This window comes from Streptomyces sp. NPDC029122 (assembly GCF_055569445.1).
In genome coordinates this window covers 259,801-277,260 of record NZ_JBVHWK010000003.1, presented here as the reverse complement: position 1 = coordinate 277,260, position 17,460 = coordinate 259,801, and the positions used below count along the sequence as shown (strand labels likewise).

The 17,460-nt window shown below is 74.7% G+C and carries 14 protein-coding genes and 1 pseudogene; 11 read left to right on the top strand and 4 right to left on the bottom strand.

Features of this window, described 5'->3' with window-relative positions; all coding sequences use genetic code 11:
• Nucleotides 1-142 precede the first annotated feature (142 nt).
• From ACZ4WZ_RS05870 to ACZ4WZ_RS05825, 10 genes and pseudogenes are all read left to right on the top strand, one after another.
• Nucleotides 143-1,792 (top strand): Stk1 family PASTA domain-containing Ser/Thr kinase, encoded by a 1,650-nt coding sequence (locus ACZ4WZ_RS05870; RefSeq protein ID WP_467885549.1) that lies wholly within the window; start codon nt 143-145, stop codon nt 1,790-1,792.
• Nucleotides 1,793-1,997: 205 nt separating this feature from the next.
• On the top strand, nt 1,998-2,516 hold the full coding sequence (locus tag ACZ4WZ_RS05865; RefSeq protein ID WP_467885547.1) for a hypothetical protein: 519 nt from the start codon (nt 1,998-2,000) through the stop codon (nt 2,514-2,516).
• 84 nt (nt 2,517-2,600) lie between these two features.
• A pseudogene (locus tag ACZ4WZ_RS05860) lies at nt 2,601-3,239 on the top strand (PadR family transcriptional regulator); the annotation flags it as partial.
• 157 nt (nt 3,240-3,396) lie between these two features.
• Nucleotides 3,397-4,152 carry an ABC transporter ATP-binding protein gene (locus ACZ4WZ_RS05855; RefSeq protein ID WP_467885544.1) on the top strand — a complete coding sequence of 252 codons (756 nt, stop codon included), beginning with the start codon at nt 3,397-3,399 and terminating at the stop codon, nt 4,150-4,152.
• Between the two features lie 101 nt (nt 4,153-4,253).
• Nucleotides 4,254-7,007 (top strand): FtsX-like permease family protein, encoded by a 2,754-nt coding sequence (locus ACZ4WZ_RS05850; protein ID WP_467885917.1) that lies wholly within the window; start codon nt 4,254-4,256, stop codon nt 7,005-7,007.
• A gap of 82 nt (nt 7,008-7,089) precedes the next feature.
• Nucleotides 7,090-7,632: a bacterial proteasome activator family protein gene (locus ACZ4WZ_RS05845; protein ID WP_467885542.1), complete on the top strand. Its 543-nt coding sequence runs from the start codon at nt 7,090-7,092 to the stop codon at nt 7,630-7,632.
• 202 nt (nt 7,633-7,834) lie between these two features.
• Nucleotides 7,835-8,713 (top strand): NTP transferase domain-containing protein, encoded by an 879-nt coding sequence (locus tag ACZ4WZ_RS05840; RefSeq protein WP_467885539.1) that lies wholly within the window; start codon nt 7,835-7,837, stop codon nt 8,711-8,713.
• On the top strand, nt 8,710-10,002 hold the full coding sequence (locus ACZ4WZ_RS05835) for a molybdopterin molybdotransferase MoeA (protein WP_467885536.1): 1,293 nt from the start codon (nt 8,710-8,712) through the stop codon (nt 10,000-10,002). The genes ACZ4WZ_RS05840 and ACZ4WZ_RS05835 overlap by 4 nt, the downstream gene beginning before the upstream one ends.
• On the top strand, nt 9,990-11,090 hold the full coding sequence (locus tag ACZ4WZ_RS05830; RefSeq protein WP_467885533.1) for a potassium channel family protein: 1,101 nt from the start codon (nt 9,990-9,992) through the stop codon (nt 11,088-11,090). Before ACZ4WZ_RS05835 ends, ACZ4WZ_RS05830 begins: the two co-directional genes overlap by 13 nt.
• A gap of 19 nt (nt 11,091-11,109) precedes the next feature.
• Nucleotides 11,110-12,087 carry an NAD(P)H-quinone oxidoreductase gene (locus ACZ4WZ_RS05825; RefSeq protein WP_467885530.1) on the top strand — a complete coding sequence of 326 codons (978 nt, stop codon included), beginning with the start codon at nt 11,110-11,112 and terminating at the stop codon, nt 12,085-12,087.
• Nucleotides 12,088-12,107: 20 nt separating this feature from the next.
• On the opposite strand, the gene ACZ4WZ_RS05820 is transcribed toward ACZ4WZ_RS05825, so the two are convergent.
• On the bottom strand, nt 12,108-12,665 hold the full coding sequence (locus tag ACZ4WZ_RS05820) for a TetR/AcrR family transcriptional regulator (RefSeq protein ID WP_467885527.1): 558 nt from the start codon (nt 12,663-12,665) through the stop codon (nt 12,108-12,110).
• A gap of 92 nt (nt 12,666-12,757) precedes the next feature.
• On the opposite strand from ACZ4WZ_RS05820, the gene ACZ4WZ_RS05815 reads away from it, so the two are divergent.
• Nucleotides 12,758-13,870, top strand: a complete 1,113-nt coding sequence (locus tag ACZ4WZ_RS05815; protein ID WP_467885525.1) for an FAD-dependent monooxygenase — start codon at nt 12,758-12,760, stop codon at nt 13,868-13,870.
• A gap of 81 nt (nt 13,871-13,951) precedes the next feature.
• On the opposite strand, the gene ACZ4WZ_RS05810 is transcribed toward ACZ4WZ_RS05815, so the two are convergent.
• The 3 genes from ACZ4WZ_RS05810 to pdhA are packed head-to-tail and all read right to left on the bottom strand — an operon-like array spanning nt 13,952 to nt 17,429.
• On the bottom strand, nt 13,952-15,298 hold the full coding sequence (locus tag ACZ4WZ_RS05810) for a dihydrolipoamide acetyltransferase family protein (protein ID WP_467885522.1): 1,347 nt from the start codon (nt 15,296-15,298) through the stop codon (nt 13,952-13,954).
• Nucleotides 15,298-16,296: an alpha-ketoacid dehydrogenase subunit beta gene (locus ACZ4WZ_RS05805; RefSeq protein ID WP_467885519.1), complete on the bottom strand. Its 999-nt coding sequence runs from the start codon at nt 16,294-16,296 to the stop codon at nt 15,298-15,300. The genes ACZ4WZ_RS05810 and ACZ4WZ_RS05805 overlap by 1 nt, the downstream gene beginning before the upstream one ends.
• Nucleotides 16,296-17,429 (bottom strand): pyruvate dehydrogenase (acetyl-transferring) E1 component subunit alpha, encoded by a 1,134-nt coding sequence (gene pdhA, locus ACZ4WZ_RS05800; RefSeq protein WP_467885517.1) that lies wholly within the window; start codon nt 17,427-17,429, stop codon nt 16,296-16,298. The genes ACZ4WZ_RS05805 and pdhA overlap by 1 nt, the downstream gene beginning before the upstream one ends.
• Nucleotides 17,430-17,460 lie beyond the last annotated feature (31 nt).

The window sequence follows — 17,460 nt, the reverse complement described above, 5'->3', positions numbered from 1 at the left end:
TCACCGTTCGGCCACAGACGCCCCGTAGGCCCGTGGTCACGCAGCGGGCACCGGCTTGACGTGTGCTTGCCCTCCGGCAGACTGGGCGCGACATGCGCTCAGCCAGACGCGTAGGGAAACAGCCCGAGGGGAAGCAACAGTCATGAGCCAGGACGGCACGCAGGGCCGGTACGCAGGCGGCTCCCTGGCCGGTGGCCGTTATCAGCTAAGGGATTTGCTGGGCGAGGGGGGCATGGCCTCGGTCTACCTCGCGTACGACTCCGCGCTCGACCGCCAGGTCGCGATCAAGACCCTGCACAGCGAACTCGGGCGCGAGGCGTCCTTCCGCGAGCGCTTCCGGCGCGAAGCGCAGGCTGTTGCGAAACTGTCGCACACGAACATCGTCTCGGTCTTCGACACCGGCGAGGGAACCGTCACCTTCGGCTCCGGCGGGGGCGACGAGACGGTCATGCCGTACATCGTCATGGAGTACGTGGAGGGGCAGCCGCTCGGCTCGGTCCTCGAGGCGGACGTGCGCCAGTACGGCGCCATGCCGGCGGACAAGGCCCTGAAGGTGACGGCCGACGTGCTGGCGGCGCTGGAGACCAGCCACGAGATGGGCCTCGTCCACCGCGACATCAAGCCCGGCAACGTGATGATGACCAAGCGCGGCGTGGTCAAGGTGATGGACTTCGGCATCGCCCGCGCCATGCAGTCGGGCGTCACCTCGATGACGCAGACCGGCATGGTCGTCGGCACCCCCCAGTACCTCTCGCCCGAGCAGGCGCTGGGGCGCGGCGTGGACGCCCGCTCCGACCTGTACTCCGTGGGCATCATGCTGTTCCAGCTGCTGACGGGCCGGATCCCCTTCGACGCCGACTCGCCGCTGGCCATCGCGTACGCGCACGTCCAGGAGGAGCCGGTGGCTCCGTCGACCGTCAACCGGTCGATCACCCCGGCGATGGACGCGCTGGTCGCGCGGGCGCTGAAGAAGAACCCGAACGAGCGCTTCCCCACGGCCGCGGCCATGCGCGACGAGATCATGCGCGTGATGTCGGCCGGTCACACCGGGGCCCCGGCCATCGTGCCCAACGCCGCCGTCGGCGGCAGCGGGGCGGGCGTCGGCTCGGCCGTCTTCCCGCCGGTGGACTCCGGCTTCCAGTCGCCGCCGCCGCAGTCGCTCCAGCAGCCGTACCAGGCCCAGACCCCGCCGCCGTCCCCGTACGCGCCGCAGGGGCAGCAGGCCCAGCAGGGCGGCTACGCCTACCCGCACACCACGGCGCCGATGGCGCAGCAGCAGTACGCGCCGCAGACGCCGCCGCCTTTCACCATCTCGCCCACGCCCGCCACGACCGCCTCGTCGGGCGGCGGGAAGCGGAACACGCCGGTCGTGGCCGGTGCCGTCGCGGTGGCCCTGCTGGCCATCGGCGGCCTGGTCGCGGTGCTGAACATGGACGACGACGACAAGGGCAAGGGCGCGTCCCCGTCCGCCTCGGCGTCCGCGTCCGGTTCGGCGGTGGCCGGCCACAAGGGGCCGGACCCCTCGCGCACGATCGACGTGGAGAAGTGCAAGAGCCCGACGAAGTCCTACAAGGACGCCACCAAGGTCGTGGCCCCGGACTTCCGGTACAAGAACCTGCGTTCGGTCAAGGAATGCATCCAGGCCGCGGGCTGGAGGTTCACCATCCAGGAGCGCGACGAGGCCGTCTACGGCCAGGACACCGTCCTGGAGCAGCTGCCGGCTTCCGGGACCGACGTGGCCAAGGAGGGCACGGAGTTCACGCTGGTCGTGTCCACCGGCAACCCGCAGTAGACGGGAGCACGTCGGCGGTCGCAGGGCGCGGCCGCCGCCGCGGCCGCCGCCCCCGGTGCGCGGCCGCGTGCCGCCGGACCGGTGGTACCGGCGTCCCGGGCACCCTGACGGGCCACCCGGAATGCCCACTTCGCCCCACTATGCAAGCCTGAGTGCGACGTCCGGCATCGGACGTCCGGGCCGCATGGAAGGGGAGGGGCACCCCGTGACTCCACGCCTCCGCCTGCCGCACTGGACCGCCGGGGCCTCGCTGGCCGCCGCCGCGCTGCTGGCCATGGCGCCCGCGAGCGCCACCCCCGCCCGCGCCCCGGCCGTCGCCGCACCCGAACGCCCCGGCCGGGTGGCCGAAGTACCCCATGAGGCGTACGAGGAGCTCGCCGGCAGCCCCGCGGGGGTCGGACGGGAGCGCCCCGGGCGGCCCTCCGACGAACCGGTCGCCCCCGGCTTCGCCGCCGTCTCCCGCCCCGTGCGCCCGGTCCGCCCGGCACACCCCGTCCCTCCGGCGCGGCCCCTGCCGGAGCGCCCCCCGCCGGAGCGGCCCGGGCCGGCCACGCCGCCGCCGAGTGCGGCCCCGAGCCCGACGGCCTCCCTCACCGTGCTGGGCACCGAGCAGAACGAACGGGCCGCCGACCTGGCCGCGGACCTGCTCCCGCTGGGCACCGGGCTGGCCCTGATGGGGCTGGGCCTCGGGTACATGGGCATGCGGCTGCGACGGGGCCGGTAGCGGGTCCCGTCAGCTCTCCGCGGCCGGCCCGAGGCGGCCCGGGGGAGCTTGCACCAGCGAGCATACTCGGTATACATACTGAGTATGTCGATCCGTCACGGCCTTCTCGCACTGCTGGAACGGGGCCCCCGCTACGGCTCCCAGCTGCGCACCGAATTCGAATCCCGCACCGGCTCCACCTGGCCGCTCAACGTCGGGCAGGTCTACACGACCCTGGCCCGTCTGGAGCGCGACGGGCTCGTCGCCCCCGGCGGCGAGGACGAGGCCGGCCACACCCTCTACGCCATCACCGAAGGCGGCCTCGCCGAACTGCACGACTGGTACGAGCGCCCCGTCGACCGCACCAACCCGCCCCGCGACGAGCTGTCCATCAAGCTCGCCATGGCCGTGGGCGCACCGGGCGTGGACATCCGCGCCGTCATCCAGGCCCAGCGGCACGCCACGCTCAAGGCGATGCAGGACTACACCCGGCTCAAGGCCCGGGCCCTCACCGCCATCGAGAGCGGGCAGGCGCGCGAACGCGACGACCTGGCCTGGCTGCTGGTCCTGGAACAGCTGATCTTCCAGACCGAGGCCGAGGCGCGCTGGCTCGACCACTGCGAGTCCCGGCTCGTCCGGCTGGCCGCGCTCGGCCCGGCGGACGCGGCCGGCCCGGGACCCGAAACGCCGGGCACGGGCGGCGCGGCGGGCACGGGCGGCGCGGCGGGGGCGGGCGGCGTCGGCCGCGTGGGCGGTGCATTCGGCGCGGGGTCCGCGGTGTCCGCGGTGTCCGCGGTCGCCATCAGCCCGGGCGCCACTGGCCCCACCAGCCTTACCGGCCCCACCAGCCCCGCCGCCCGCACGCGGCGCGGCTGAACGAACGATCCAGGGGGGATCCCTCATGCCTGACCAGCACCAGCAGCACCACGGCTCACGCCCCGTACTCCAGCTGAACCGCCTCGTACGCACTCACGGCAGCGGCGCCACGGAGGTGCACGCCCTGCGCGGGGTCGACCTCGACGTCCACCCCGGCGAACTCATCGCCGTCATGGGCCCCTCCGGCTCCGGCAAGTCCACGCTGCTCACCCTCGCGGGCGGACTCGACACCCCCACCAGCGGCAGTGTCCTGGTCGAAGGCGTCGACATCACCACCGCCTCCCGCAGGCAGCTGGCCGCACTGCGCCGGCGCAGCATCGGCTACGTCTTCCAGGACTACAACCTGATACCGGCCCTCACCGCCGCCGAGAACGTGGCCCTGCCCCTCGAACTCGACGGGACCTCCGCCCGGAAGGCGCGCCGCGCGGCCCTCGCCGCGCTGAAGGAGATACGCCTGCCGCAGCTCGCCGACCGCTTCCCCGACGAGATGTCCGGCGGCCAGCAGCAGCGCGTGGCCATCGCCCGCGCCCTGGTCGGCGAACGCCGCCTGGTCCTCGCCGACGAGCCCACCGGCGCCCTCGACTCCGAGACCGGCGAGTCCGTACTCGCGCTGCTGCGCGCCCGCTGCGACGCGGGCGCGGCCGGTGTCCTCGTCACGCACGAACCCCGCTTCGCCGCCTGGGCGGACCGGGTCGTCTTCCTGCGCGACGGCAGCGTCGTCGACGAGACCCTGCGCAGCCAGGCCGATTCGCTGCTCTCCGGGCGGGCGGCCGGCCTGTGACCTTCCCCCTCGCCGCCTGGTACCACTCCTGGATCGCCGCCCTGCGCATCGCCCGCCGCGACGCGTGGCGCGCCAAGGGCCGCAGCGCCCTGGTCCTCGCGATGCTCGCCCTGCCCGTCATCGGGATGAGCGCCCTCGACCTCACCTTCCGCAGTGCCCAGCTCTCCACCGACCAGCGGATGACCCGTGAGCTCGGCGCCGCCGACGCCCGGATCAGCCCCTCCGGCCTGGACGCGGCCGTCTACCAGCACCCGAACGGCGAGCAGTACGCCCCGGTCGGCGGCTACGAGAAGTACCGGCCCGGCCGGGAGGAGGACCGGCAGCCGCTGAAGTCGGCGCTCCCGCCCGGGGTGCGGGCCGTCGAGGACCGCAAGGGCTTCGCCAAGATGCACACCGCGCACGGACTGCTGGGGACCGACCTGCGCGAGCTGGACGTGCGCGACCCGCTGACCCGGGGCCTGGTCACGCTCGGCCGGGGGCGCATGCCCGAGGGCCCGGGCGAGGTCGTCGCCACCCATGCCTTCCTGAAGGCCTCGGGCCTGTCCGTGGGCTCCTCCACGACCCCGCGCGGCTCCCAGGTGCCGTACCGGATCGTGGGCGCGTACGAGATCCCCGACAAGCTCCTGCACCCCGAACTGCTCGCCCTGCCGGGCGCCGTGCTCGACCCCCTCGACAAGGCGCTCAAGGCCACCGGAGCACCCGGGATCACTCCCCGGTCCTCCTACCTCGTCTCGGTGGGCGGCGGTGGTTTCACGTGGAACATGGTCACGGAGGTCAACAAGCGGGGCGCGCTCGTCCTTTCCCGCGCCGTCGCCCTGCACCCGCCGGCCGACTCCGAGGTACCGCTGTTCAAGCAGCAGCCGAAGGAGCAGTTCACCCTGCCGGAGCAGGGCGGGGTGACCGAGCGGTCCGTACTGGTCACCGTCGTCGGCCTCGCCATGCTGGAGATCTGCCTGCTCGCCGGACCCGCCTTCGCGGTCGGCGCCCGACGCTCACGCCGCCAGCTGGGCCTGGTCGGCGCCAACGGCGGCGACCGGCGGCACATCCGGGCCGTCGTCCTCTCCGGCGGCATCGTGCTCGGCGCGGTGGCCGCGGTCATCGGCACGCTGACCGGCGTTGCCCTCACGCTCGGGCTGCGGCCCCTGCTGGAGGAGAAGCTCGGCGCCCGCTTCGGCGGCTTCGAGGCGCGCCCGCTGGAACTGCTCGGCATCGCCCTGCTCGCCGTGGTGACCGGCCTGCTGGCCGCGGTCGCCCCCGCCGTCACCGCCTCCCGACAGACGGTGCTGTCCTCCCTCACCGGCCGGCGCGGGGTGCGCCGCGCCGGCCGGATACTCCCCCTCATCGGGGTGCTCGCCATCGCCGGCGGCACGGCGGTCGTCGTGTACGGGAGCCGGTACCGGGTCAGCACCACCTTCGTGATGGGCGGCAGTGCGCTCGCCGAGCTCGGCGTCGTCGCCCTCACTCCGCTGCTGGTCGGCGCGTTCGGACGGCTCGGGCGATGGCTGCCGCTGTCGCCCCGGCTCGCCCTGCGCGACGCCGTCCGCAACCGGGGGCGTACGGCCCCGGCGGTGGCCGCCGTACTGGCCGCCGTCGCGGGGACGGTGGCGGTCTCCACCTACCAGCACAGCCGTGACGTCCAGTACCGGCACGAGTACGTGGCCGCACTCCCCTCCGGTGCCGGGTATCTGACGAGTCGCGACAACAGCGGTCACAAGGACGTGCCGGCCCTGCGCGACACCCTCTCCAAGACCCTGCCCGTGGCGGTACGGGCCGACGTGGACCGGCTGGTCGTGGGCAACCCGAACTGCTCCTCCAGGGGCGGGACGCAGGTGTGCGGACGGGTCGAGGTCATCGTCCCGAAGGAACAGCGCTGTCCTATCTCCGAGGCCGAGCACGGGGCGGCCTCCTTCCCGCCGGACCGGCTACGGGAGCTGCGGCAGGACCCGCGCTGCGCGGAGAAGCGTTTCCCCACCCCCTTCCTGACCGTCGTCGCCGACGAGAAGCTGATGCAGGTCCTGGCGGTCAGCGACCCGGGCTCCGCGGCCGCGCTGAAGGAGGGCCGGCCCGTCTCCTTCAACCGGAACCAGGTCAAGGACGGGAAGGTCACCCTGCGGGTCGTCACCGATGCGGCCGCCGCCGAGAAGGCCGCCGAGCGGCGCACCGAACCGCCCGGCCAGGACAAGGTCCTCGCCGTCCACCAGGCACCCGACACCGCGAAGGCCTGGGGCGTCGAACTGGTCCTGCCGCCCGCCGCCGCCCGCGCCGCGGGGTTCGCGACGGCCCCCGTCGGCTCGTACTTCAGCCTCGACCGCAAGGCGGCCACCGAGGAACGGCAGCGGATGGACGGCGAGATCGACCGGATGGGCGCCGACGCCGAACTCAAGCTGGAGGAGGGCTACCAGGAGCAGCACACGCTGGGCCTGCTCATCCTCGGGGTGTTCGCGGGCATGGTCACCATCGGGGCCGCCGGTATCGCGACGGGCCTGGCCCAGGCCGACTCGGAGGCCGACCTGAAGACCCTCGCGGCGGTCGGTGCGGCCCCGCGCGTACGGCGGACGCTCAGCGGCTTCCAGTGCGGGGTCGTGGCCCTGATGGGCGTGGTCCTCGGCTCCGCCGCCGGGATCCTGCCGGCGGTCGGGCTGCGGCTCACCCAGGAGCGGGAGGAGCTGCGGCTCATCCGGTACGGCATCGAATCGGGCAACGCCTCGGCGCTCGACACCGAGCTGTACGTACCGATCGCGGTGCCGTGGGAGACGCTGGCCGGCCTGCTGGTCCTCGTACCGCTGGGCGCGGCGCTGCTGGCCGCGCTGGTCACCAGGTCGAGCGGGGCGCTGGCCCGGCGGGCGGCGGGCTGAGGTCACTGCCCCCGTACAGGGTGGATCACGCCCGTACGGGGGCACACCGTGGTGAGACGCAGGTGTGCGAGAGAATGACGGCATGGAGATGCCGAGGAGTGAACGGTCGCAGGACAGCCCCCCGCACGTGCTGATCGTGGGCCAGGACGGGATGGCGGTCGGCGGCACCGATGACGAGTCGCGCGAGGTCCCGGTGACGGAGATGGTCGAACAGCCCGCCAAGGTCATGCGCATCGGCAGCATGATCAAGCAACTTCTGGAAGAAGTGCGCGCCGCCCCTCTGGACGAGGCCAGCCGGGTCCGTCTGAAGGACATCCACGCGGCGTCGGTGAAGGAACTCGAAGACGGCCTCGCGCCGGAGCTGGTCGAGGAACTGGAGCGGCTCTCCCTCCCGTTCACCGAGGAGACGGTCCCCTCGGAGGCGGAACTGCGCATCGCGCAGGCACAGTTGGTGGGGTGGCTTGAGGGCCTCTTCCACGGCATCCAGACGGCCCTGTTCGCGCAGCAGATGGCGGCGCGGGCCCAGCTGGAACAGATGCGCCGGGCCCTCCCGCCGGGCGGCTCGCACGACGACGACAGCGAGGACGGCCCCCACGGCGCCGTCCGCTCCGGCCCCTACCTCTGATCCCCGCACCGCTCGCGCGGTGCCGACCGGGGCGCCGCACCGGCCGCCCCACCGCTGCAACGGGCTCCGTCCGGCCACCGCCGGGCGGGGCCCGCGTCCGTTCCGGCCCGCTCCTTGCGGGGCGGGAGTCCGGCCGTGATCCGTCGGGCGCCCCCCAAGAGGGCGGTGACGGCCGCGAGATGGGCCGCGCATACTCAGGGGCATGAGCTACGACGCCATCGTCCTCGCCGGCGGCGCCGCCCGGCGCCTCGGCGGGGCGGACAAGCCCACCCTCCACGTCGGCGGCCGCACCCTCCTCGACCGCGTCCTGGCGTCCTGCCCGGACGCCGCCGAGACCGTCGTGGTCGGCGCCCGGACGGCGACGGCCCGCCCCGTGCGCTGGACCCGCGAGGACCCGCCCGGCGGCGGCCCCGTGGCCGCGCTGGACGCCGGGATCCGCCGGACCACCGCCGGGCTGGTCCTCGTACTCTCCGCCGATCTGCCCTTCCTGGACCGGGACACCGTCCGGGCCCTGCTCACGGCCGCCGCCGACGGCCCGGGTGACGGCGCCCTGCTGCGGGACGCGGACGGCCGCGACCAGCCCCTCGTCGCCGCCTACCGCACCGAGCCCCTGCGCCGTGAGATCGCCCTGCTCGCCACCGAGCACGGCACCCTCCACGGCCTCCCGCTGCGCGCCCTCACCGCCGAACTCGACCTGGCCCGGGTGGTCTCCGCCGCGCCCCTGGCCTCCTTCGACTGCGACACCTGGGAGGACCTGGCAGCGGCCCGCGCCCGGATCAGGGAGCATGGGAACGTGCTGGAGCATTGGATCACCGCCGCCAAGAGCGAACTCGGGATCGACGACGTAGCCGTCGACGTCGCGACCTTGCTCGACCTCGCCCGTGACGCCGCCCACGGCGTGGCCCGGCCCGCGGCCCCGCTGACGACGTTCCTCGTCGGCTACGCGGCCGCCCGCGCCGAGGCCACCGGCGCCGACCCCGTCCAGGCCGTCGCGGAAGCCTCCCGCAAGGCCGCCGACCTGGCACTGCGCTGGGCCGCCGAGGCCCAGAACCCCCACCCCGAGGAGACCGGCTCCGGATGACCCGTACCGACGCCGACGGCGCCCTGGACGAGGCCCTCGCCCTGGTCAGCCGCACCCCCGACGCCGGCGGCGCCGGCGGCCACCGCGCCGTCCCCTGGCTGCGCGCCCGCGAGACCGCCGCACGGGCGGGCACCGCCGTGCCCGCCCGCACCCACCGGGTGCGCTTCGCGGACGCGCTCGGCGAGGTGCTGACCGCGCCCCTGGAAGCCCTCAGCGACCTGCCGTCCTTCGACACCTCGGCCATGGACGGCTGGGCCGTCGCGGGCCCCGGCCCCTGGCGCGTCCGCCCCGGCGACGGGATCCTCGCCGGGAACGAGCCGCCCGCGCCGCTCGCCGACGGCGAGGCCGTACGGATCGCCACCGGCGCCCGTGTCCCCGTCGACACCACCGCCGTGATCCGCAGCGAGCACGCCCGCGAGTCCGGCACCCAGCTGTACGCCGACCGGCCCGTGAACACTGGGCAGGACATCCGGCCGCGCGGCCAGGAGTGCCGCTCGGGCGACCTGCTGCTGCCCGTCGGCTCGCTCGTCACCCCGGCCGTGCTCGGCCTCGCCGCCGCCGCCGGGTACGACGAGCTGGTCACCCGGCCCCGGCCCCGCGTGGAGATCCTGGTCCTCGGCGACGAACTGCTCACCGAGGGGCGCCCGCACGACGGCCTGATCCGGGACGCCCTCAGCCCCATGCTCGGCCCCTGGCTCAACCGGCTCGGCGCCGAGGTCACCGGCACGCGCCGGCTCGGCGACGACCCGGCCGGGGCCGAGGCCCTGCTGGAGGCGGTCACCGGCTCCACCGCCGACGTCGTCGTCACCACCGGCGGCACCGCCTCCGGCCCCGTCGACCACGTCCACCCCGTGCTGAAGCGCGCCGGGGCCGAGCTGCTCGTGGACGGGGTCGCCGTGCGCCCCGGGCATCCGATGCTGCTGGCCCGCCTCGGGGACCGGGAGGAGGCCCGGCACGTGGTCGGCCTGCCCGGCAATCCGCTCGCCGCCGTGTCCGGGCTGCTCACCCTCGCCGAGCCGCTGCTGCGCGCCCTCGCCGGCCGCCGCCAGCGGCCCCGCTACACGGTGCCGGTGGAGGGCGACGTGCCCGGCCACCCGTACGACACCCGGCTGGTGCCGGTGCTGCTGACCGACGAACACGCCGTACCGCTGCGCTACAACGGCCCGGCGATGCTGCGCGGGGTGGCGGGCGCCGACGCGCTGGCCGTCGTACCGCCGCACGGTGCCCGGTCGGGGCAGGACCTGGAGATCCTCGATCTGCCCTGGGCTGCGGGAGGATGTTTCACGTGAAACTCCACGGTCACGACGCCATGGCGCGGGGCGCCGACGAGAAGCTCGTCTCACGCCGCATCAAACTCCCCACCCGGATCGTCGAACAACCACTGCGGCAGGTCAGCCGGCGACTGCTGATGGCCCTCTTCGTCCTGTGTCTGACGGTGCTGATCGTCTGGCTGGACCGCGAGGGCTACCACGACAACGCCAACGGGAAGGTCGACTTCCTGGACAGCGTCTACTACGCGACCGTGACCCTGTCGACCACGGGTTACGGCGACATCGTCCCCCACAGCGACAGCGCGCGGCTGGTCAACGTCCTGCTGATCACCCCGCTGCGCGTGCTGTTCCTGATCATCCTGGTCGGGACCACCCTGGAGGTCCTGACCGAACGGACCCGCGAAGAGTGGCGGCTGAACCGCTGGAGGAAGAACTTGCGTGAGCACACGGTCGTCGTCGGCTTCGGCACCAAGGGCCGCTCCGCCCTGCAGACGCTGCTGGCGACCGGCCTCCCGAGGGAGCAGGTCGTCATCGTGGACCCCAGCGCCAAGGTGATCGACATCGCCAACTCCGAGGGGTTCACCGGCGTCGTCGGCGACGCCACCCGCTCGGAAGTGCTCCTGCGGGCCGAGCTCCAGAAGGCCCGTCAGATCATCATCGCCACCCAGCGCGACGACACCGCCGTTCTGGTGACCCTGACGGCCCGGCAGCTCAACCGGGGCGCCAAGATCGTGGCGGCGGTCCGCGAGGAGGAGAACGCACCGCTGCTGAAGCAGTCCGGCGCGGACGCGGTGATCACGAGCGCGAGCGCGGCGGGACGGCTGCTGGGCCTGTCGGTGCTCAGCCCCAGCGCGGGCACCGTGATGGAGGACCTGATCCAGCAGGGCAGCGGCCTGGACCTGATCGAACGGCCCGTTACCAAGGCCGAGGTGGGCCGCAGTGTCCGCGACACCGGTGACCTCGTCGTCAGCGTCCTGCGCGGACACCGGCTGCTCCCGTACGACGACCCGCACGCGAGTCCGCTCCAGCTGACCGACCGCGTGATCACCATCGTGCGGGCCGTACCCCCGGCCGGTCCGCAGGTCACCCTGGGCCCGGTGGAGTAGGGCCGGTAGATTCCGCGCCATGCATGCGATCACGATCGAACGGCCCGGCGGCCCCGAGGCCCTGGTCTGGGCCGAAGTACCCGATCCGGTGGCGGGCGAGGGGGAGGTGCTCGTCGAGGTCGCGGCGAGCGCCGTGAACCGCGCCGACGTCCTGCAGCGGCAGGGCTTCTACGACCCCCCGCCGGGCGCCTCCGTCCATCCCGGCCTGGAGTGCTCCGGGCGCGTCGCCGCACTCGGGCCGGGCGTCTCCGGCTGGGCGGTGGGTGACGAGGTGTGCGCGCTGCTGTCCGGCGGCGGGTACGCCGAGCGGGTGGTCGTCCCGGCGGGGCAGCTGCTGCCGGTGCCGAAGGGGGTCGACCTGGTGACCGCGGCCGCGCTGCCGGAGGTCGTCGCGACGGTCTGGTCCAACGTCTTCATGGTGGCCGGGCTGCGCCCGGGCGAGACCCTGCTGGTGCACGGCGGCTCCAGCGGGATCGGCACCATGGCCGTCCAGCTGGGCAAGGCCGTCGGCGCGCGGGTGGCGGTGACGGCGGGCGGCGAGCGGAAACTGGCTCGCTGCGCGGAACTGGGCGCGGACATCCTGATCGACTACCGCGAGCAGGACTTCGTGGAGGAGCTGCGGGCCGCGACCGGCGGGGCCGGGGCGGACGTGATCCTGGACATCATCGGCGCCAAGTACCTCGCGCGGAACCTGGACGCACTGGCCGTGAACGGTCGGCTCGCGGTGATCGGCCTCCAGGGCGGGGTGAAGGCGGAGCTGGACCTGCGCACCCTGCTGGCCAAGCGGGCGGCGATCACGGCGACCACGCTGCGCACCCGCCCGCTGGAGGAGAAGGCGGCCATCATGGCGGCCGTGGGGGAGCACGTGTGGCCCCTGATCGCCGCCGGCCGGGTCCGCCCGGTGGTCCACGCGGCGTACCCGATCGCCGAGGCGGCCGAGGCCCACCGGGTCATGGAGGCCGGCACCCACGTGGGCAAGCTGCTGCTGACGGTCTGACGCCACGCCGCGCCGCGGCTTCAGCGCAGGGCTGCGGCGACGAGCCCCTCCAGGGCCTCGCGGGGGACCTCGGTGCCGGTCGGCAGACGGTCGAGGACCAGGCCGTCCACGCAGGCCAGCAGGGTGAGGGTGCGGGCCTCCGGGTCGGGGACGCCGTACGAGGCCAGGAAGGCCCGTACGGTGTCGCGCCCGGCGTTCTCGCGGGGGACGAGGATCTCGCGCAGCTCCGGGTCGCGGACGCTCTCCAGGGCGCAGGCGTAGCGGGCCAGGGACCGCCGGCGCCCTTCGCCGGTGAGCCGGGCGGTGGTCAGCGCGGCGAGGGCGTCGGCCAGTTCGGCCGGGGTGCGGGGGAGCGGGGTCCGCTCCCCGGCGGCCTGGAGTTCGGCCTGGTCCCGGGCCACGAGGCGGCGTACGAGCGCGGTCAGCAGGGCGGCCCGGGTGCGCAGGTAGGCCGAGGTCGTGCCCGGCGGCAGCCCGGCGGCCCGGTCCACGGCCCGGTGGGTCAGCCCGCGCATGCCCAGCTCGGCCAGGACCTCGATGGCGGCGTCGGCCAGGAGGGTTCGTCGTTCTTCGCTCACCCCCTCTTTGTACACCCCCGCTTCTACAGCTGTAGAAGCGGGGGTGTACGCTGCGGCCCAAGGTTTCTACAGCTGTAGAAAAGAGGCGTGTGATGAGCCGGACGGCACTGGTCATCGGCGGGGGCATCGGCGGGCTGGCGGCGGCGATCGGACTGCACCGCACGGGCTGGGACGTCACCGTGCTGGAGCGCTCCCCCGTGCTCGACGACGCGGGGGCCGGGATCTCCCTCGCCGCCAACGGGATCCGCGCCCTGGACGCGCTGGGCGTCGGCCCGGACGTACGGAAGGCCGCGCGCCGCCAGTACACCGGCGGGACCCGCACTCCCGACGGGCGGTGGCTCTCCCGGCTGGACGGGGAGGCCGTCCTGATGACCGGCCTCCCGCGCGCCGCCCTGCACCGGCTGCTGCGCGAGGCCCTGCCGGCGTCCTGCCTGCGGACGGGAGTGGGCACCCTCGACGGGACGCCCGCCCGACCGGACGCGGACCTGGTCGTGGCCGCCGACGGGCTGCGCAGCGGCATCCGCGCGCGGCTCTTCCCCGGGCACCCGGGCCCGCGCTACAGCGGGTCGACGGTGCTGCGCGCCATCACCGGCGCACCCGTGCGGACGGACAGCGACTTCGCGCTGACCTGGGGGCCGGGGGCGGAATTCGGGCACATCGCGTTCGCGGACGGCCGTGCCGAATGGCACGCGGTGCTCGCGGCGCCGCCGGGCCTGCGGCACGCGGACCCGCTCGCGGCGCTGGGGCACCGCTTCGGGCGCTGGCACAGCCCCGTGCCGGAGCTGCTGGCGGCGACCCGACCCGAGGACGTGCTGCACCACGACGTCCACGAGCTGGTGACCCCACTGCCCGCGTACGCCGTCGGGCGGGTGGCGCTGCTCGGGGACGCCGCGCACGCGATGACCCCGAACCTGGGTCAGGGGGCCTGCCAGGCGCTGGAGGACGCGGTGGTGCTGGCGGCGGAGCTGGCCGCCGGGCCGACGGTGGAGGCGGCCCTGGCCCGCTACGACGCCGTGCGGCGGCCGCGCGCCGAGGCGGTGGCCCGAGCGGCCCGCCGGGCCGGCCGGCTGGGCCACCGGCTGGCCCACCCCCTCGCGGTGACCGCCCGCAACGCGGCGCTTCGGCTGGCCCCCTCGGGGGCGAGCGTCAGCGCGATGCTCCGGCACACCGCCTGGACCGCCCCCGCCCTCCCGGCGCGGCACTGACCGGGGAGCCTCCCCGGCCGGGGAGGCCTCCGACGGCCCGGGCCTGCCGTCGGAGTCCCGCCCGGCCCAGGCCGTGTCGGCCTAAAGCCCGCGCAGCAGCACCGCCGGGTTCTCCACGCAGTCGGCCACGTACCGAAGGAAGCCGCCCGCCGTGCCGCCGTCGCAGACCCGATGGTCGAAGGTCAGGGACAGCTGCACGACCTGACGGACGGCCAGCTCGCCCTGGTGCACCCACGGCTTCGGGATGATCCGGCCCACACCGAGCATGGCCGCCTCGGGGTGGTTGATGATCGGCGTGGAGCCGTCCACGCCGAACACCCCGTAGTTGTTCAGGGTGAACGTCCCGCCGGTCAGGTCCGACGGGGCGAGCTTCCCCGCCCGGGCCAGCTCGGTCAGCCGGGCGAACTCCGCCGACAGGGACTCCGGGCTGCGCGTGTGGGCGTCCCGGACCACCGGGACCATCAGCCCGCGCTCGGTCTGCGCGGCGAAGCCCAGGTGCACGGCCGGGAGCCGGACGATCTCGTTGGCCGCCAGGTCCACCGTGGAGTTGAGCTCCGGGTACCGGGCGAGTCCGGCCGTGCAGATCCGGGCCAGCAGCGCCAGCACCGAGATCCTGGGTCCGTCCACGGCGTTCATCGCGGCCCGCGCCGCCATCAGCTCGGTGGCGTCCGCGTCGACCCAGCACGTGGCCTCGGGGATCTCGCGCCGACTGCGCGAGAGCTTCTCCGCCACCGCGCCCCGCAGCCCCTTGAGCGGGATCCGCTCCCCCGCCGGCGCCGATACGGGCGCGGCGGGAACGGCGGCCACGGCGACGGGCTCGGGGGACCGCAGGGCGGCCTCCACGTCGGCCCGCAGGATCAGGCCCTCCGGCCCCGATCCGCGCAGCGACCGCAGGTCGACCCCGTTGTCCCGGGCCAGCTTGCGCACCAGCGGCGAGATGACGGGCACCGGCCCGGCGGACACCACCGGGGCGGCCGCCGGGGCCGGGGCGGCCGCGACCGGAGCGGGCGCGACCGGAGCGGGCGCCGCGGCGGGCGCCGACACCGCGGCGGTGACGGGTCGCACCCGCCGCCGACGCGCCGGGCGGGAGTGGTCGGAGCCGTACCCGATCAGCGGCCGGGGCGCGTTGGCGGAGCCCTCGGCCTCCGCTTCCGCGGCCTCGGCCCCGGCGGGCGCCGGCTCCGCACCCACCGCCACGGTGATCAGCGGAGCGCCGACCGGCAGCTCCTCACCCTCCTCGCCGAACCGGGCGGTGACCACGCCGCCGTACGGGCAGGGCACCTCCACCATCGCCTTGGCCGTCTCGACCTCGACGACCGGCTGGTCGATGGCGACGACATCGCCCACGGCCACCAGCCAGCGCACGATCTCCGCCTCGGTCAGCCCCTCACCGAGGTCGGGCAGCTTGAACTCGAATACCTGCGGCATCAGCTCTCCCACTGCAGGCGGGCCACGGTGTCCAGGATCCGCTCCACGCCGGGCAGGTGGTACTTCTCCAGCATCGGCGGCGGGTACGGGATGTCGAAGCCCGTCACCCGCAGCACCGGCGCCTCCAGGTGGTGGAAGCAGCGCTCCGTCACCCGGGCGGCGATCTCCGCGCCCGGCCCGCCGAAGCCGCCGGCCTCGTGGACCACCACCGCGCGCCCGGTGCGGCGTACGGAGGCGACGACGGTCTCCTCGTCGAAGGGGACGAGCGAGCGCAGGTCCACGACCTCCAGGTCCCAGCCCTCCTCGCGGGCCGCCTCGGCCGCCTCCAGGCAGACCGGCAGCGAGGGACCGTACGTGATCAGGGTGGCGCTCGTGCCGGCCCGGCGCACCAGGGCCTGCCCGATGCCCGGGACGGCCGCGGGTGCCTCCGGCGACCACTGGGCCTTGGACCAGTAGAGCCGCTTCGGCTCCAGGAAGACCACCGGGTCGTCGCTCGCGATGGACGCGCGCAGCAGCCCGTACGCGTCCTCGACCGTCGCCGGGGTCACGACGGTGAGCCCGGGGGTGGCCGTGTAGTAGGCCTCGGAGGAGTCGCAGTGGTGCTCGACGCCGCCGATCCCGCCGCCGTAGGGCACGCGGATGGTGATCGGGAGCGGCATCTTGCCCCGGGTGCGGTTGCGCATCTTCGCCACGTGCGAGAGGAGCTGCTCGAAGGCCGGGTAGGCGAACGCGTCGAACTGCATCTCCACGACCGGCCGCAGCCCGTACATGGCCATGCCGACGGCGGTGCCCAGGATTCCGGCCTCGGCGAGCGGGGTGTCCGTGACGCGGTCCTCGCCGAACTCCTTCATGAGCCCGTCGGTGATCCGGAAGACACCGCCGAGCGCGCCGACGTCCTCGCCCATCACGTGGACCGTGGGGTCCTCGGCCATCGCGTCGCGCATGGCACGGGTGAGCGCCTGCGCCATCGTCGCGGGCTTCGCGGCAACGGTCGTCATCACTCTCCCTCCGCTTCCAGCTCGGCGCGGAGCACGGCGGCCTGCTCGCGCAGCCGGCCCGTCTGCTCCGCGTAGACGTGCGCGAACAGGTCCATCGGGTCGACCACGGGATCGGCGTTCATCCGCTCGCGCAGGTCCGCCGCCATCGCCTCGGCCGCGTCGCGCGCCTCCTGGACGCCCTCGGCGTCCAGGATCCCGCGCGCGGTCAGCTCGCGCTCCAGCAGGTCCACCGGGTCGTGCGCCTTCCAGGCCTCGACCTCGGCGTCGGTGCGGTACCGGGTGGCGTCGTCCGCGTTCGTGTGGGCCTCCATCCGGTAGGTGACGGCCTCGATCAGGGTCGGTCCGCCGCCCGAGCGGGCCCGCTTCACCGCCTCGGTGAGGACCTCGTGCATGGCGGCGGCGTCGTTGCCGTCGACCAGCCGGCCGGGCATCCCGTAGCCCACGGCCTTGTGGGCCAGCGTGGGAGCGGCGGTCTGCTTGGCGAGCGGTACGGAGATCGCGAAGCCGTTGTTCTGGACGAGGAAGACCACCGGGGCCTGCCATACGGCGGCGAAGTTCAGCGCCTCGTGGAAGTCGCCCTCGCTGGTGCCGCCGTCGCCGACCATGGCGAGCGCGACGACCTCGTCACCGCGCAGCCGCGCGGCGTGCGCCAGGCCGACCGCGTGCGGCAGCTGGGTGGCGAGGGGGGTGCACAGGGGGGCTATGCGGTGCTCGCGGGGGTCGTACCCGGTGTGCCAGTCGCCGCGCAGCAGCGTCAGCGCCTGTACGGGGTCCAGTCCGCGCGCCACGGCGGCGAGGGTGTCGCGGTAGCTCGGGAAGAGCCAGTCCTGCTCCTCCAGGACCAGGGCGGCCGCGATCTCGGCGGCCTCCTGCCCGACGGTGGAGGGGTACACGGCGAGACGGCCCTGCCGGGTCAGCGCGGTGGCCTGCGCGTTGTACCGGCGTCCCCGCACCAGCTCGGCGTAGTACCGGCGCATCAGGGCGGGGTCGAGCCCCTCCGCCGCCGGAGTGCCCAGCACCCGGTAGGGCTCGGGGTCCGGAAGCAGCGGAGCGGCTTCCATACGGGGCCTCCAGGCGGGCGGCGGGGTGACCGGGTGCGGCGCACCGGCACCGGGCAGCTCTTGGACCGTCATGGCGGCGTACACCTCCTCGTGGGAAGCGGGC

Coding starts and splice junctions, on each gene's coding strand:
- ACZ4WZ_RS05870 (WP_467885549.1), top strand. CDS start 143: ATGAGCCAGGACGGCACGCAGGGCCGGTACGCAGGCGGCTCCCTGGCC.
- ACZ4WZ_RS05850 (WP_467885917.1), top strand. CDS start 4,254: ATGCTCGCCCTGCCCGTCATCGGGATGAGCGCCCTCGACCTCACCTTC.
- ACZ4WZ_RS05840 (WP_467885539.1), top strand. CDS start 7,835: ATGAGCTACGACGCCATCGTCCTCGCCGGCGGCGCCGCCCGGCGCCTC.
- ACZ4WZ_RS05825 (WP_467885530.1), top strand. CDS start 11,110: ATGCATGCGATCACGATCGAACGGCCCGGCGGCCCCGAGGCCCTGGTC.
- pdhA (WP_467885517.1), bottom strand. CDS start 17,429: ATGACGGTCCAAGAGCTGCCCGGTGCCGGTGCGCCGCACCCGGTCACC.
- ACZ4WZ_RS05815 (WP_467885525.1), top strand. CDS start 12,758: ATGAGCCGGACGGCACTGGTCATCGGCGGGGGCATCGGCGGGCTGGCG.
- ACZ4WZ_RS05855 (WP_467885544.1), top strand. CDS start 3,397: ATGCCTGACCAGCACCAGCAGCACCACGGCTCACGCCCCGTACTCCAG.
- ACZ4WZ_RS05830 (WP_467885533.1), top strand. CDS start 9,990: ATGTTTCACGTGAAACTCCACGGTCACGACGCCATGGCGCGGGGCGCC.
- ACZ4WZ_RS05845 (WP_467885542.1), top strand. CDS start 7,090: ATGGAGATGCCGAGGAGTGAACGGTCGCAGGACAGCCCCCCGCACGTG.
- ACZ4WZ_RS05835 (WP_467885536.1), top strand. CDS start 8,710: ATGACCCGTACCGACGCCGACGGCGCCCTGGACGAGGCCCTCGCCCTG.
- ACZ4WZ_RS05810 (WP_467885522.1), bottom strand. CDS start 15,298: ATGCCGCAGGTATTCGAGTTCAAGCTGCCCGACCTCGGTGAGGGGCTG.
- ACZ4WZ_RS05805 (WP_467885519.1), bottom strand. CDS start 16,296: ATGACGACCGTTGCCGCGAAGCCCGCGACGATGGCGCAGGCGCTCACC.